This is a genomic window from Enterobacter cloacae complex sp. P16RS2, assembly GCF_014982155.1.
GTDB lineage: Bacteria > Pseudomonadota > Gammaproteobacteria > Enterobacterales > Enterobacteriaceae > Enterobacter > Enterobacter cloacae_M.
In genome coordinates, this window is record NZ_JADCKW010000012.1 from 35,223 (window position 1) to 50,069 (window position 14,847).

10 protein-coding genes are annotated in these 14,847 nt (G+C 61.1%); 2 read left to right on the forward strand and 8 right to left on the reverse strand.

The features are described from left to right. The first annotated feature begins 69 nt into the window (after positions 1-69). A complete protein-coding gene (locus INF68_RS08950; RefSeq protein WP_109844716.1) occupies positions 70-588 on the forward strand; it encodes a DUF6622 family protein in 519 nt (172 codons plus the stop codon). Positions 589-590: 2 nt separating this feature from the next. On the opposite strand, the gene INF68_RS08955 is transcribed toward INF68_RS08950, so the two are convergent. Beyond that, the gene (locus INF68_RS08955) at positions 591-1,010 is read right to left on the reverse strand and encodes a nuclear transport factor 2 family protein (protein ID WP_126785900.1); all 420 of its coding nucleotides are present in this window, start codon (positions 1,008-1,010) and stop codon (positions 591-593) included. Between the two features lie 96 nt (positions 1,011-1,106). Here INF68_RS08955 and INF68_RS08960 point away from each other — a divergent pair, with 96 nt between their 5' ends. Next, entirely contained in the window at positions 1,107-1,838 is a 732-nt protein-coding gene (locus INF68_RS08960) for a helix-turn-helix domain-containing protein (protein WP_126785901.1), read from the forward strand. Here INF68_RS08960 and nudI read toward each other — a convergent pair. From nudI to INF68_RS08995, 7 genes are all read right to left on the reverse strand, one after another. Next, positions 1,810-2,235 (reverse strand): nucleoside triphosphatase NudI, encoded by a 426-nt coding sequence (nudI, locus tag INF68_RS08965; protein WP_109844719.1) that lies wholly within the window; start codon positions 2,233-2,235, stop codon positions 1,810-1,812. The two genes, INF68_RS08960 and nudI, sit on opposite strands and share 29 nt — an antisense overlap. Positions 2,236-2,279: 44 nt before the next feature. Beyond that, positions 2,280-2,627: a HigA family addiction module antitoxin gene (locus INF68_RS08970; RefSeq protein ID WP_109844720.1), complete on the reverse strand. Its 348-nt coding sequence runs from the start codon at positions 2,625-2,627 to the stop codon at positions 2,280-2,282. A gap of 10 nt (positions 2,628-2,637) precedes the next feature. Beyond that, on the reverse strand, positions 2,638-2,937 hold the full coding sequence (locus INF68_RS08975) for a type II toxin-antitoxin system RelE/ParE family toxin (RefSeq protein WP_109844721.1): 300 nt from the start codon (positions 2,935-2,937) through the stop codon (positions 2,638-2,640). Between the two features lie 251 nt (positions 2,938-3,188). Next, positions 3,189-4,358: an HlyD family efflux transporter periplasmic adaptor subunit gene (locus INF68_RS08980; RefSeq protein ID WP_086374946.1), complete on the reverse strand. Its 1,170-nt coding sequence runs from the start codon at positions 4,356-4,358 to the stop codon at positions 3,189-3,191. Positions 4,359-4,368: 10 nt separating this feature from the next. After that, on the reverse strand, positions 4,369-6,567 hold the full coding sequence (locus INF68_RS08985; RefSeq protein ID WP_109844722.1) for a type I secretion system permease/ATPase: 2,199 nt from the start codon (positions 6,565-6,567) through the stop codon (positions 4,369-4,371). Beyond that, entirely contained in the window at positions 6,564-7,967 is a 1,404-nt protein-coding gene (locus tag INF68_RS08990) for a TolC family outer membrane protein (RefSeq protein ID WP_126785902.1), read from the reverse strand. Before INF68_RS08990 ends, INF68_RS08985 begins: the two co-directional genes overlap by 4 nt. An 81-nt stretch (positions 7,968-8,048) precedes the next feature. Beyond that, positions 8,049-14,847: BapA/Bap/LapF family large adhesin (locus INF68_RS08995; RefSeq protein WP_193525303.1), on the reverse strand; the 6,799-nt coding region annotated here is incomplete at its 5' end.

The following is a 14,847-nucleotide window of genomic DNA, read 5'->3' on the forward strand; positions in this document are numbered from 1 at the left end:
GGCTTTCCTGCCGTTATGCGCAATACGCGTTCAGGGCGGCACGGGCCGCGATCGTCCATGGAGATCTCCATGTTTGAATTTCTGTTCGGTGTCGTTACGCACACGCCCGCCTGGGTGTGGGTGCTGTTTATCTTCCTTATCTCTCGCGGCATTAAAGCCCGCAGGCCTGCCACCGTTACGCTGGAGAGGCTTGCCATCATTCCGGCAATATTTCTAATCTGGGATATCTACGATCTGGTGGTCTACCGCACGCTGACGCCCGGAACTGTCGCATTGTGGACGGCGGGGATCCTCGCAGGGGCCGCGCTGGGGTATTTCCTGATTAAGCAGGCGGTTATCACCCGCGCAGATGCGCCGCGCAGCCTTTACCGTCAGGCAGACTACACCGCGCTGCCGTTTATGATGCTGGCGTTCGGCGTCAAGTATGTGCTGGGCGTGATGAGCGCGGTCTCTCCCCAGACGATGCAGCAGCCCGCCATGAGCGCGCTGGCGATCGTCTCCGGCGGCGTGTTTGCCGGTGTGTTTCTCGGGAAATTTGCGCGTTATATTGGCGTGTATAACAGCGCCGCACCGCGTCCGGCGGAGTAAGATTATTCTGTCGCGTGTGCCAGCATGCGATCTGCAGCATAGCCGCTGAGTGCTCGCGTGACTTCATGGATCCGCCAGATTTTCCCTTCACGCAGCGCGGCAAACAGGTAAACCTCGATCTCTGCCTGACGACCATCAGGATACGTGACCGTCACGATATGCCGGTCAGCCAGAAGTTCGTCATGACAGGCTATCTCCACCACGGTAAAGGCGATCGCGCGGATCTGCGAGCTGACGTGGCTCAGATGCTGGACAAAACCCCGGTAGTCAAGCGCGTGACCGTCCGTAAACTGCTGGTAATCGGGCGTAAATACCTCTGCCGGATCGATATCGCCGTTGAATAAGCGGGTTAAGAGGCAGGACATCTTTTCGCGCTGCGCGGCGTTGTCGGTGTGGGATATCAAGGATGTGATAATGCTCATGCGGGCTCCTTATAGGGTGAATCACCATTATCCTTGACAGCCGAAGACGTAGTTTCTGTAATGCGTCGATGAATAACGCTTTTCGGTCAAAATGATATGGTCAGTGTTGAAACGCTCCTTCATCCCGGCGGGTACCGAACGCCCTGGCACAGTCATCGCACCGGCCAGCTGTGGCGCATTGCAGCGGGGCTGCTGGTCATTGAGACGCCGCAGGCGCGATCGGTCGTACCGGCAAAACACATCGGCTGGATCCCTCCGGATCAGCAGCACGCCGCTTTTTCCGAAAGTGCGATAGAAGGCTGTGCTATCTATCTTGACCCCGCCGGATGCGCAATGCTTCCCGATGCGCCCGCGCTGTTCGAGCCCGACGATCTCACCCATGCACTATTTTCCCGTTTATGCGATGCAGAGAGCGAGTACGATCCGCGAAAGCTGACTTTGCTGCTGGATGAGCTTGCCCTGACGCCCCAGGCTCGTTTTTATCTGCCCGTGCCGACGGATCCGCGTCTGAAGAAAGTGGTCAGCCATTTGCTGCAGTTTGTCGATGATAACCAGACGGTCGAGAGCCATGCTGTTCATGCTGGGATGAGCGTACGTACGTTCAACCGTCGGTTTAGCGCCCAGACCGGAATGAACTTTGTTAACTGGCGGCAGCTGGCGCGCGTCATGCGGGCAATGGAGTGGCTGGCGGCGGGGAAGCCGGTAGGGTGGATTGCGCTGTCCTGCGGCTACAGCAGCGTCAGCGCATTTATTGAGGTTTTCAGAGCATGGACCGGTAAAACGCCGGGGCAGTGGGTGATTAAAGAAGGCCCTTTTGGGCGAAGGTAATGCGCGTGGCTGCGTTGAGATCCAGCTCTTTTAACGATTCCGGATTCACCCAGGCGATCTCCTGAAACTCTTCATTAAACGTGACTTCCCGGTTGGCGCTGATGCAGTCGAAGATAAGATAGATCATGTAAATCTCCTCTGTGGTGCCATCGGCGTAGGTTTTCACCCTGATGTCATCGCGAAAAGCCCATGGCGTAACCGAGACAATCACCAGCGCTTCGCCCAGCTCTTCGCGGATCTCACGGCGCAACGCCTGTTCCATGGTTTCGCCCGGTTCCATTCCACCGCCGGAGAGAGCCCACTGGCCGGGGAACACGCCGCGATCGTCGGCCATTTTACACAGGAGGTAGGCACCGTCATTCTGGATGATGGGGCAGACAATGGTTCGTTGGCGCATGATTTCTTCCTGAAAAAGTATTGATAAGTGAATTGTTTACCGAATCAGGCAACATCCGGCTGGCCTGATTTTCGCTTAGCTATGACGTCCGCAACGGTCTTTATACGGCTTAGCTCTTCCTGCGTCCTGGGGTTGGATTGCGCTTCCCAGATATCGACGTTCAGCTGTAAGTTAAGCCAAAATTCAATCGTGGTATCAAAGGCTTTTGCCAGTTTGATCGCCATATCTGCAGTAAGCTTGCGATTGTTATTGACCAGCGCGCTGATGGTGTTGCGGTGAACGTTGAGCATCTCCGCCAGATCGCTGATTTTCAAATTGAGCGGTTCAAGATACTCATACTGCAACACGTCGCCCGGCGTGGTGGGTTTGCGGAGTGCCTGTTGAAGTGTCATAGGTGATGCCTCACTTGTGTTGCGTGTACTTGTGTGGAGAGAGGTAGAGATCTTCTGCTTTACCCTCTGTCCAGCGAAATACGAGCCTGTATTGCCTGTTTACTCGGATTGAGGAATATCCCTTCAGCGGAGGATTCAATGCTTCATACATATTGCCCGGTGGCGATCGCAAATCCCTGTGCGAGGTTGCTGCTCTGATGATATCGAGCTTTCTCGCAAGCGCAGTTTCCAGATTTGCAGGAATAACACTGCTCGATCTGCCGTAAAGAAAAAAATCCTCAAGCCATTGATCCCGAAAATAACTAATCATAATGGTGCTGAGCTCCAGTCCTTGAAGCTGATTGAATAGTAATGCACTCCCGCACTGTGCGCAAGTGCGTTTTTGTCTGGGGTTAATATTACCTGGGCGATTGCTGAAGGGAAGTGGGATGCATGGCTAAAGATTAATACTCCGAGGTAGGTTCCAGTTCTGACGTGCGGTTTAATGCCCGGCGGCGCTGCGCTTGCAAGGGCCTCCGGGTATGTAGGCCGGGTAAGGCGGAGACGCCACCCGGCGATTGACTACCGCTCCCGCAGCGCCTCTTTCGCACGGTTAAACGGCTTGATCAGATAATCCAGCACCGTTTTCTCGCCGGTCTTGATGTCCACCGTCGCAATCATCCCCGGCACAATCGAGAAGTGCCTGCCCGCCTTATTCACCAGGTAATCCTGGCTGGTGCGGATAAACACCCGGTAATAGAACACTTCCGGCTTGGCCTCGTCCTGGATGGTGTCCGGAGAGATCGTTTCGACGACCCCGTGCAGGCCGCCGTAAATGGCGTAATCGTAGGCGGTGATTTTAACCAGCGCCTCCTGGTTAGGGTGGATAAAGGCGATATCGCGCGGCGACAGGCGGGTTTCGATCAGCAGGTGATCGTCCACCGGCACAATCTCCATCAGCTCGCCGTTGGGCGGGATCACGCCGCCGATGGTGGTGACCTTGATGTTTTTCACGATCCCGCGTACCGGGGATTTTACCGTCAGACGGGTCACGGAATCCTGGCGGCCTTTGAGGATCGCTGAAACCATATCCACCTCGGCGTTGGCCTTGGATAACGCCTCCCGGGCCTGGACGTAATACTGCGAACGCACGTCGGTGAGCTTCAGCTCCAGATCGCTTTTCTGCCGCTGCAGGCGCAGCACCTCCACGTGGCTGGCGGCGCCGGTTTTGACCAGCCGCTGGGTGATGGCCAGCTCCTTATTGGCGAGATCTAACGCGGCGCGCAGCTCCCGCTGGGTATCCTCCAGCTGCGCGCGGCGGGAGTTGTAGAGGCGCGTTTCGTCAGCAATCAGATCCGGCCATTTTGCCAGCGAAGGGGGGAACTTCAGCGGGAGATCGTTCACCTCGGCGTACAGGCGGGCGCTGGAGGCCAGTGAGGCCCGGTAGCGCGCCGCGCTTTCGCCGACGTTCGATTCGGAACGCGTCGGATCGAGCCGCGCCAGCACCTGCCCGGCCTGCACTTGATCGCCCTCGTGGACGTTCAGCTCGGTGAGGATCCCGCCGTCGAGAGACTGTAAGACCTGCTCGCGCGAGCTGGGGATTACTTTACCCGAGCCGGTTGATACCTCATCCAGCACGCCAAACCACGCCCAGACGCCCAGCACCACAAACATCAGCAGCGAGAAGATCACTATCCGACGCGCGCCGGTGTAGCCGCTTTCGGAGTCGAGGGCGTTATCCAGATCGTCCATTGCCGCCACGTCACGCTGACTGATTTTCATTTTTCCACTCCCGTCCGGTTGCTGCCTGCTGCTGTTGCTGCTGCATACGGCTGTTGTTCAGCGCCTGGGCTTTTGGCGCGTCCATCACCAGCATCCCTTCTTTCAACACCACGACGCGCTCCACCAGTTCCAGCACCGGTACGCGATGCGTGGCGACAATCAGGGTGCGATGCCCGAGCCAGTCGCCAAGGCGCTGGATGAATTCCCGCTCGGTGTGCTCGTCCAGCGACGCGGTGGGTTCATCCATCAGCACAATATTCGGATCGCGCAGCAGCATCCGTGCCAGCAGAATCGACTGGCGTTGTCCGCCGGATAATCCCACGCCGTTTTCCATGATCGGGTAGTCCAGCCCCTTGGGCAGCTTCTGCACGAAGCCTGCCGCGCCGGTCAGCTCCAGCGCCTCGAAAATCTCTTCGTCGGTGGCGCGCGGCATGCCGAGGGTGATGTTTTCGCGCAAGGTGCCGTAAAACAGCCGCGCGTTCTGGGTCATAAAGCCGACGTTGCGCCGGACGTCGGCGACGTCGAGATGCGGCAGGCTGAAGTTATCAAGCCGCAGCTCGCCGGCCGCCAGATCCATCCCGCCCGCCATGGCCTGCAGCAGGGTCGATTTGCCCGCGCCGTTGCGCCCGAGGATCGCCACTTTTTCTCCCGGCCGGATCTCCAGCCGGTTAATGCGCAGCGCCATGCGCGGATCGTCCGGCTGATAGCGGAACTGCGCCTGCTCGAAAAGATAGTGTCCGCGCAGCACGTCCTGGCGGATCGGCGTCTCCTCGCGCTGATTTTCGGTGGGAAGCTGCATGATGCTGTCCAGCCCCTCTTTTGCCGCTTTGACCTGCTGCCAGCGCGCCAGCACGCCGCACAGCGTCGCCATCGGGGCGATCATGCGGGAGGCCAGCATCGACGCGGCGACCACCGAGCCGGTAGTCAGGGTGCCGTCGATCACCATCGGGGCGCCGACCACGATCACCCCGGCGTAGACCAGGCTCTGAATGGTCATCCCCCAGCTGATCAGGTTCTGCGTCAGCTCGCGGGTGCGCAGGCCGGATTCGGCGGTGATCAGGATATAGCTGTTCCACTGCTGCAAAAAGCGGTTTTCCGCCTGCATCAGCTTGATGTCCTCCAGCCCCTGCACGCTCTCCACCAGCACCGCGTTGCGCAGGGTCGATTCATGGGCCGACTGTTTCGCCAGCTCCGCCAGCTTCTTCTGCAGCAGCAGGCCGGGCAGGACCATGATCACCGCCGCGACCGGGGCGATCCACGCCAGCTGCGGCGCGATGATCGCCAGCACCACCACGAACAGGAGAAAGAAGGGCAGATCAACAATCGTCGAGATGGTGGACGAGGTCACCATCTCGCGGATCTGCTCCAGCTCGCGCAGCTGAGAGATAAAGCTGCCGGTGGAGCGGGGGATCGCGCTGTTGCGCAGCCGCAGCGCGTGGCCGAAGACGCGATCCGAAACGCGCATGTCCGAGCGCTTGCCGAGCAGATCCATAATGTGCCCGCGCGCCACGCGCAGCACAAAGCCAAACAGGGTGGCAATCAGCACCCCGATGGTCAGGACGTAAAGCGTCGGGTAGGACTGCGCGGGGATCACCCGGTCATAGACCTGCATGGAAAAGACGATTCCGGAGAGCGACAGCACGTTGATAAAGAGGGCGGCCAGCATGACCCAGCTGTAGGGGCGCAGGTCGCGCATCACCAGCCGGTAGAGCCAGTCCGGGCGGTATTTTGAGATATAGGCATCCACGCGGCTGTCCTTCAGCGCGGCGAGTGGACGCAGGGCAATGACGTGGCGGATAGCGGGCAGCATCGCCGTCATCGACAGCCGGTTGGTGTAGGTCTCATCGTCAAAAAAGCTGACCTCCAGCGTATCGTCCCCGTCGAAATGCTCGATCACGCCGATCCTGCCGTCGTTCATCGCCACCACTACCGGCAGACGCCAGCTGTTGATCGCCTGCCGATCGTCGGTAAGAAGCTGAAACGACAGCCCCGCTTCGCGGGCCAGCTGGGTGAGGGCGGGCACCATCGGTTTGCCTTTTAGCCACGGTGCGCCTGCGATCAGAGCGCCGGGCGAGCAGGCGACGCGGTAGCGCGTGGCGACAAAACCGAAGGCCTGCGCCCACTGCGCCAGCGCCTCATCCGTCATGTTTTCACCTTGCGGGATATCACGCTGCTTCATGGCTGGATCTCCACGGTCTGGATGGTGCGGTTATCAAGATCGAACGCATGACGCAGCTGCCCGGTGTTATACAGGCAGTTGAGCTGCAGCTGGTGCAGCTGACCGAGGGTCTGCTGCTGGGTGAAGCGCGCCTGATAGACCTCCTGCTCGGCGTTGAGCACGTCGAGCAGCGGGCGCGAACCGAGATCGAGATACTGCTGCTGGTACAGTTCGCGGGTGCGTGCGCTGAGGGCTTCCTGGCGGCTCTGGATTTGCAGCGTGCTTTGCAGGCTCATCACCTGGCTGCGGGCTTCCAGCAGCTTCTGGCGGACGTCAAGGCGCGTACGCTGAATGGTGGACTGCGCCGCCTCCACCGCGTGTCCGGCAGCGTTACGCCGGGCGGTGAGGCCGCCGCCCTGATAGAGCGGCATCTGCACTTTTACCCAGGCTGAATACTGGGTGCGATCCCGGGTTTCGCTCCCCGCGTAGCGATCGTTCATATAGTGACGCACCTCCGGCTCCAGCGAGACGGTGGGCGTCATCTGCGCGTCGGCGTAGTCGAGGTTCGCCTGGGCGACGTTAGCCTGCGCCCAGGCGGCAAGTACCGCGGGCACCAGACGGTCATCCGGCTCGGCGATGTCGCAGCTCCGGCCCAGCTTTTGTGGAAAGTCATTGCTGATTGCGTTCAGGCTGTTCCAGCCGAGAAAGCTCATCAGCGTGGCGCGGGCGCTGTCCAGGCTGGCCTGGTACTGCATCAGCTGGGCGCGCGCGCCTTCAATGCGCGCATCGGTCTGCACCACGTCAGAGAGCGACGTGGCCCCTTCGTCGTTACGCTGGCGGGTCAGCGTGCCAATCGAGGAGAGGGCGTCGAGCTGTTCTTTAGCGGTGTCGACCATCTGCTGTAAGGTTTGCACCTGCACCATGGCGATGGCGGTATCGTGGGCAATAGTGTCGATACTCACCAGCACGTTGGCCTGCTGCTGGGCAACGCCCGCGCTCTCGGCGCGCACCTGGCTTGCCACTTTGCCAAAGTCGTAGAGCATCTGTGAGAGAGAGAGCACCAGCGACGGTGTAAAGCCGTTCTGGTCGCCGTCATGGGAATAGCCGTTGTCCACGCCGGCATTAATCTGCGGATAGTATTTTGATTTAGCGACGTCCACCTCTTCGCTCTGTTCATAGAGTTTTCCCACGGCTTCGCCGATCGCCGGGTGCCAGGTGACGGCGCGGTTAACGGCATCGCCAAGCTGCAATGAACCGGGTGCGGCTTTGCCAGCCGCAGGTGCGACGCGGCCATTGAGCGAGGGGAGTTCCTGCGTTTCGCGAAGCTGCCCGGTATTGATGATTGCCGCCGGGTTCGCGCAGAGAGCGGGCATAGATATCAGGCAGCACGAGAGCCACCAGTGAGGCATCTTCATTCCCATGTCATGTCCCTATTAAAAAGAGTATGTCTTTATTATTTATGCCCGGGCGCTGTGCGCCCGGGTCATCTCTTGCAGGTGCTATCAGGTAATGATGTGTTGCTGGTTAACAAGCTCGTCGTATGTGGTCTGAACGTTATCAAGCGTAACGAGTGCAGTATTAGTGTAGGTGGACCCTGCACCATCACGGTCGATGGAGATCACAGTGTTGCTACCGCTTTGTGTGACATGGATATAATTCCCCAACGAGGCGGTATTACCATCCCAGCCCACCAGCAGATCGCCGATGTCGATTTTGTCCCCCTGCGCCAGCGAGAACCCGGTCCAGTGATCGCCCGCGGTGCTGCTGACGTTGCCCGCCGTGGCATTTCCCACCGTACTGTTCAGCACCTGATAAATCAGCGTATCACCGTAGGCCGTACCGGTGATGGCGTCGTTATGCTCCGAGCTGATGAACTGCGGTGCCATATTGATGGTCAGCGTGGCGGTATCCGTGTTGCCGTTGGCATCGGTCAGGGTGTAGTTGAAGGTCTCCTTCGACGTCATGGTTGAGAGCGATACCCCGCTGTTGAGGGTATAGGTGTAATGACCGTCAGCGCCGATCGCCAGGACGCCGTAATGGCCGGTAATGTTCACCGTTGCGCTGCCGGTATACGGATCCAGCGTGGTGGTCACGCCGTTGTACCCGGTCACGCTCAGGCGGGTATCCACCGAGTGGAGCTGATCCAGCACGCCGCCAGAGTCGGTGCCGTCAAAGATATTGCCGTTGACGGTGTGGCTGCCGGTGACGTCAAAATCACTCAGCGAGTAGGTGGTGCCGTTCACGCTTGGGGTGATGGTGATGGTCCCGACGCTCAGCCCCGGTACGCTACCGGTAAAGTTCAGCGTATAGGTCCCGGCGTTGAGATCCAGCCCGGTCAGCGGAACGTCGATACTGCCGCCCAGCAGCGAGGCGCCGCTGAAGGAACCGCTGCGAATCACGCCCGACCCGTCGCTGATGGACCAGTTCACCGTCAGTCCGCCCAGCGACAGCAGCGAGGCCACGTTAAAGTGCAGCGACGCGTTGTGCAGCGCGGTGTTCGCGTCGACCACGAAGGTTCCGCTGCCGGAGCCCTGGGTTGACGAGAGCAGCGCCGTCGTCCAGCTGGCGGTACCCACGGTGGTATCCGAGTAGACCGACGTGTGGTGCACCGAGGTGAGGTCCATCGTGGCGCTGACATCGTTCACCGCATCCATCGCCTGGGCGGTTGGGGTGATGTTGAGCGATGCCGTATCCTTCGAGCCGTCAGGTGCGGTAACGGTGTAGACGAAGGTGTCAGGCGTGCTGATATGGTCCGCCCCCACGCCGCTTCTCAGGGTGTAGGTGTACTGGCCGGACGAATTGATGGTCAGCGTGCCGTATTCCCCCTGAATGTCGGTTGTTCCACTGCTGTTGACCGCCACGCCGTTCACTTCGGTGACCACCGTGCCCGCCGGAACAGGGTCATTCGCCAGCACGTCGCCCGTGGTGGTTTCGCTGATGCTCGCCACGCTGTAGACATGATCCTGCAGAACGCTCAGCGTGTAGCCCGTCAGGACGGCGATCCCCGATGCGGTATTGAGTAAGAACAGGTACTCACCGGCCGGCAGATTCAGCGTCAGCTGAGATGAGGTCCCCCCCAGCAGCGGGGCGCGCAGCCAGCCCGACTCGACGCGAACCTGCTCGAAGGTCTGGGTGGCGTTGTTGAACTTATAGACGTACAGATCGAATACCGACGCCAGCGCCACGCCGCCCACGGAGGCCTGGATGGTCATGGTGCGGGTCGTGCCTTCCTCGACGTTGTAGATAATTGGGTTGGTCATGTCGTCCAGCAGGTTAAGCCCCAGCGTGCTGCCGAGATTAATGCCCACCAGGGTAAAACCGTTCTGAGACGAGGCGCCGTTATTAATCTCGCTCACGGTGGTGTCAAAGGTCAGCGAGGCCGTGTCGTCCACCGCCACAATGCCGTTGATTACCGTACCGGCACCCAGAGACAGTACCAGGTTTGCTGACGCGCTGACGCCGTTATGGGTGATGGTGTAGGTGAAGCTCTCCGTCCGGCCAATGACCGCGGCGCTGGTGTCGGTCAGGCTGTAGGTGTAGCTGCCGTCGCGGTTGATGGTCAGCGTACCGTACTGGCCCTGGATCACCGTGCCGTCGGCGTTCACGCTGGTGGTGACGCCCTGGGCGTTCGTGACCGCGGAGATAGTGGTTCCGGCCGGCGCGTTGTCGCTGCCGGCGGTCGGGTCCGTATCGAGGATCACGTTGCCGTTGAGGCTGGTTTCGCCCGTGACCGTACCCGGACCGGTCTCTTTCACCGCCACGTCGAGGCTGGTGTAGGAGCCGGTTGCCAGCAGGTTGGTGTTGTAGCTGAGCACGCGATAGTTGCCGTCAGCCAGCCCGGTTAGGTTCAGCGAGACGCCGGTTGCTCCGAGGGTCAGGAGATCGGCAAACTGCGGTTGGCCGGTGTCCACCACGGTGGTCCAGGCGCCGTTGACGTAATGCTGAACCACCAGTTCAAGGGTGTTGAGCAGAGAGAGCACCGCTCCCGTGGCGTTGGCGTTCACCACGATATCGGCGCTGCCGCCGTTGCCCACCGTGAAGTTGACCTGGGCCGTATCATTGCCCAGCAGCGTCAGGACGTTGCCGACGGCGCCGACCAGCAGGAAGCCGTAATCGCTGTACTGGCTGTTGGTCACGGTTGCAGTGGTGCTGAGGTTCAGCTCTTCGACGTTATTGCTGGCGGAGAGCGGCACTACCGGCGCAAGGGCGGAGCCCGGCAGCGAGGTGTTGCCCGCGGCATCGGTGGCGGTGATCTGCAGCGTCTGGCCTTCGGTCTGTTTGTTAATGAAAGTGTAGGTGTAGGTGCCGTTGCTGTCCGCAATGGCGGTCACCGTCGAGCCGTCCGCAAGGCGGATCGCGACGGTGCTGCCTGCTTCCGCAGTTCCGGTCAGGACGCTACCGTCGGCGTTGAAGGTTCCGGTTGGCGCCGTTGGGGCGGTCGTATCGACGATAATCGTCGTCACGTCTGACGCCACGCTGGTGTTGCCCGCCGCATCGGTGGCCGTGGCGGTGAAGTTATGCGTTCCTTGCGTCAGCGTGGTGGTTTGCGGCAGGGTCCAGTTTCCGCTGCCGTCGGCGGTCACCGTGCCCACCAGCGTGATGCCATCGTAGATCCGCACCGTGGCATTCGCTTCGGCGGTTCCGCTCAGCGTTGGGCGCGTGTCGTTGGTCGGATTTGTTCCGGTCACCGGCCCGGTGACGCTGCCGACATCATCAATGACCGAGCTGATGACCGGTGCGCCCGGCGCGAGGGTATCGACGTTAATTACATACCCGGCGGTAGGCGCGCTCGCGTTGCCCACCGCATCGGTGGCGGTAAAGGTTAAATTGTGCGGACCGTTGCTCAGCGCCGGGGATGGCGTAAAGCTCCACGCCCCGCCAGTCGCCGTCACGCTGCCGATTTGTACGCCGTTATCAAAGATTTTCACCGTTGACCCGGCTTCCGCCGTGCCGCTGAGGGTTGGCTGCGCGTCGTTGGTGAACCCGCCGTTCGCCACCGGCGTCGCCGCATTGCCCACGTCATCCAGAATGCTGGTCAGCACCGGCAGCGCAGGCGGCGTGGTGTCGACGGTGAGGCTGAAGCTGGTGGAGGACACGCTGGTGTTGCCTGCCGCATCCGTCGCCTGCGCGGTGAAGCTGTGCGCGCCTGCTGTCAGCGTGGTGTTGAGCAAGATACTCCAGCTTCCGTTGCCATCCGCGGTGCCTGTTCCGACAAGGGTTGTTCCCTCATAGATGTTCACGGTGGCAAACGGTTCGCTGGTCCCGACAAGGCGCGGAACGGTATCGTCGGTTGTTTGCCCGGACGTGAGCGGGCCGGTGATGCTGCCCACGTCGTCTATCGCCTGGCTGATAACCGGCGCGTTCGGTGCCGCGGTATCAACAATCAGGGTAAAGCCCGGCGAGGTCGGGCTGACGTTGCCCGCTGCATCGGTGACCGTGGCGGTCCAGGTATGGCTGCCGCTGGCCAGCGGCGTTGACGGCGTAAAGCTCCATGCGCCGGTACCGTCCGCCTGAACGGTGCCGACCGGCTGGCCGTTCTCATACACGGTGACCGTGGCGTTCGCGGTCGCGGTGCCATTCAGCGTCGGCGTGGTGTCGTCGGTGCTCTGCCCGGAAGAGAGCGGGGTTTGAATGCTGCCCACATTGTCACCCGCGGTCGAAATGACCGGCGCCGACGGCACACCCGTATCCACCGTCAGGTTAAACGGTGTCGTCGTGCTGCCGGTATTGCCAGCCACGTCGGTGGCGTTGAAGGTGATGGCGTGTGGACCTTCGCCCAGATCGGTACCCGGGGTGAAGGTCCAGTTGCCCTGGGCATTCACCACCGCAGTGCCAATTTCGCTGCCATCAACGATCACGTGCACGGTAGAACCCACCTCGCCCGTACCGTTGAAGGTTGGGCGCGCGTCGTTGGTGCTGTTACCCGACGTGAGCGCCCCGGTGACCGGACCGACGTCGTCAATCACGCTGGTTACCACCGGTACGCCGGGAGCTGCGGTATCAATGGTAAAGGCGAAGACCGACGAGTTCGCCGAGGCGTTGCCTGCCGCATCCGTTGCATACGCGCGCAGGGTGTAGCTGCCGTCGCCCAGCGGCGCGGTCGGCGTAAAGGACCAGTTGCCGCTGCCGTCAACAACCGCAGTACCAATCTGCGTGCCGTTGTTCATGATGTGAATCGTGCTGCCCGCCTGCCCGGTGCCGCTGATGGTCGGGGTGCTGTCGTTGGTCACCTGGCCGCTGGTGAGGTTACCCTGGACGCCGCCAGGGACGTTGTCGCTCACATTATCCAGCGTCGGAACCGTTGGTGCCGTCAGGTCAATGACCACGCTCCACGGGGCTGAGTCTTCGCTGACGTTGCCCTGCGGGTCGGTCGCCCGGACGGTGAAGCTGTGCGAGCCTTCGCCGAGCGCGGTATCAGGGGTAAACGTCCATGCGCCGGTGCCGTCAGCCGTCACCACGGCAATCTGGGTGCCGCCGTCGAAAATGGTCACCACGCTGTTTGCATCCGCTGTCCCCGAAAGGGTTGGCGTGGCGTCGTTCGTTTCGCTGCCGCTAACCACCGTGGTGGCGGCGTTACCGACGTTATCCGTGACGTTGGTGATAACCGGCGTGGCGGAAACGGAGTCCACCACGACGGTGAAGCCCGCGGAAGGACCGCTCTGATTCCCCGCCGGATCGGTCTCGCGGATGGTCAGGACGTTGTTACCTTCTGCAAGAACGGGCGTGGTGTAGCTCCAGGTGCCGGTGTTGCCGACCTCCACGCTGCCCAGCAGCACGCCGTTGTTGTAGATGGAGATGGTATCGCCCACCGCGCCGGTGCCGGTGAGGGTCGGCTGGTTGTCGTTGGTGATCTGGCCGCTGGTCAGCGGGCCGGTGCCCGGACCGACGTCGTCAATCACCGCGCCGATAGCTGGCGTGCCCGGTGCGGTAAGGTCGACGGTGACGCTGGCCGCCGGAGAGCGGCCGCTGGTCTGGCCGTTGAGGGTCGCGGTCACCTCAAAGGTGTGCAGCCCCTCGCCAAGCGCGGCTGGCGTATAGCTCCAGTTGCCGCTGCCGTCAGCGGTCACCGTTGTCAACGGCGTCGCGCTACCGTCCTGATAGATAGTAATCACGCTGCCCGCTTCGGCCGTACCGGTAAGCGTTGGCGTGGTGTCGTTGGTAGTTTTGCCTTTCACATCGCCGGTGACCGGATCCGCGTCATCGACAATCGCCGTGATGACGGGCACGTCTGGAAGATTCGGAAGCGTACCGATGACGTTGTAAGTCGCATCAGGGCTGGTACGTCCGGACGCATCGGTTGCGGTCACGGTCAGGGTCGCGCCATCCTGCGGGGCTGGGCTGACCGCGATGGAGAAGTTGCCCCCGGTCGCAACCCCGGTACCAATGACGTTTCCGCCGCTATCCTTAACGGTAATGAGTGCTCCAGCCTCGGCGGTTCCGGTCAGCGGTGTACCTTCTGGAGCAAGGCTAAGATTGCCCGGGGCGGTTGGATCCTGGGTATCCACCGTCACGCTCAGCGGGGCTGAAGTTCCTGAAGCGTTACCCGCCGCATCGGTAGCGGAGACAGTGAAGGTATGCGAGCCGTCTGAGAGCGTTGTGCCTGCGGTCCAGCTCCAGCTGCCGTCCGGCTGTATCGTGACCGGCACACCTGACGGGATACCGTCGACGGAGACGATAACGGTGGTGCCGGGTTCGCTTGTCCCGGTAAGGGTCGGCGTGCCGTCGCGGGTGTAGAGCACGTTGTTGGTGAACTGGCTGTCTGAGACGGCATTAATCTGCGGTATCCCAGGCGCAACGGTATCGAGGGTGACGGTAAAGACCGAACTCGGCGCGCTAAGGTTGCCAGCCGCATCCACACCCGCAACGGTGATATTCAGCGGACCGTCCGTTTGCGTTGGAAGCGTCAGGCTCCATTCCCCGTTAGCCACCACGACACGGCCCACTTCGACGCCGTTGTTGTAGACGATCACCGTCTCACCGTTGATGCCGGTTCCGCCCACTGTCGGTGTGGTATCCGTGATGTAGCCACCGTTAGGCTCACCGCCCACTGCACTAATCACCGGCGTATCCGGCGCCAGGGTGTCCACGATGATCGTAATCGCTGTAGACGGGTCAGAGACGTTGCCCGCCTCATCGGTGGCGGTGGCGGTATAGACGTGGCTGCCCTCTCCAATATTACTGTCAGGACGCCAGCTCCAGTTGCCGCTGCTGTCTACCGTTACGGTGCCCACGACGGTCGGTGTGCCGTTAACGGTATCAGTGATGTTGATGACGTCGTTCGGCGTGCCGGTGCCGCTCAGG

Coding starts and splice junctions, on each gene's coding strand:
- INF68_RS08950 (WP_109844716.1), top strand. CDS start 70: ATGTTTGAATTTCTGTTCGGTGTCGTTACGCACACGCCCGCCTGGGTG.
- INF68_RS08955 (WP_126785900.1), bottom strand. CDS start 1,010: ATGAGCATTATCACATCCTTGATATCCCACACCGACAACGCCGCGCAG.
- INF68_RS08960 (WP_126785901.1), top strand. CDS start 1,107: ATGGTCAGTGTTGAAACGCTCCTTCATCCCGGCGGGTACCGAACGCCC.
- nudI (WP_109844719.1), bottom strand. CDS start 2,235: ATGCGCCAACGAACCATTGTCTGCCCCATCATCCAGAATGACGGTGCC.
- INF68_RS08970 (WP_109844720.1), bottom strand. CDS start 2,627: ATGACACTTCAACAGGCACTCCGCAAACCCACCACGCCGGGCGACGTG.
- INF68_RS08975 (WP_109844721.1), bottom strand. CDS start 2,937: ATGATTAGTTATTTTCGGGATCAATGGCTTGAGGATTTTTTTCTTTAC.
- INF68_RS08980 (WP_086374946.1), bottom strand. CDS start 4,358: ATGGACGATCTGGATAACGCCCTCGACTCCGAAAGCGGCTACACCGGC.
- INF68_RS08985 (WP_109844722.1), bottom strand. CDS start 6,567: ATGAAGCAGCGTGATATCCCGCAAGGTGAAAACATGACGGATGAGGCG.
- INF68_RS08990 (WP_126785902.1), bottom strand. CDS start 7,967: ATGGGAATGAAGATGCCTCACTGGTGGCTCTCGTGCTGCCTGATATCT.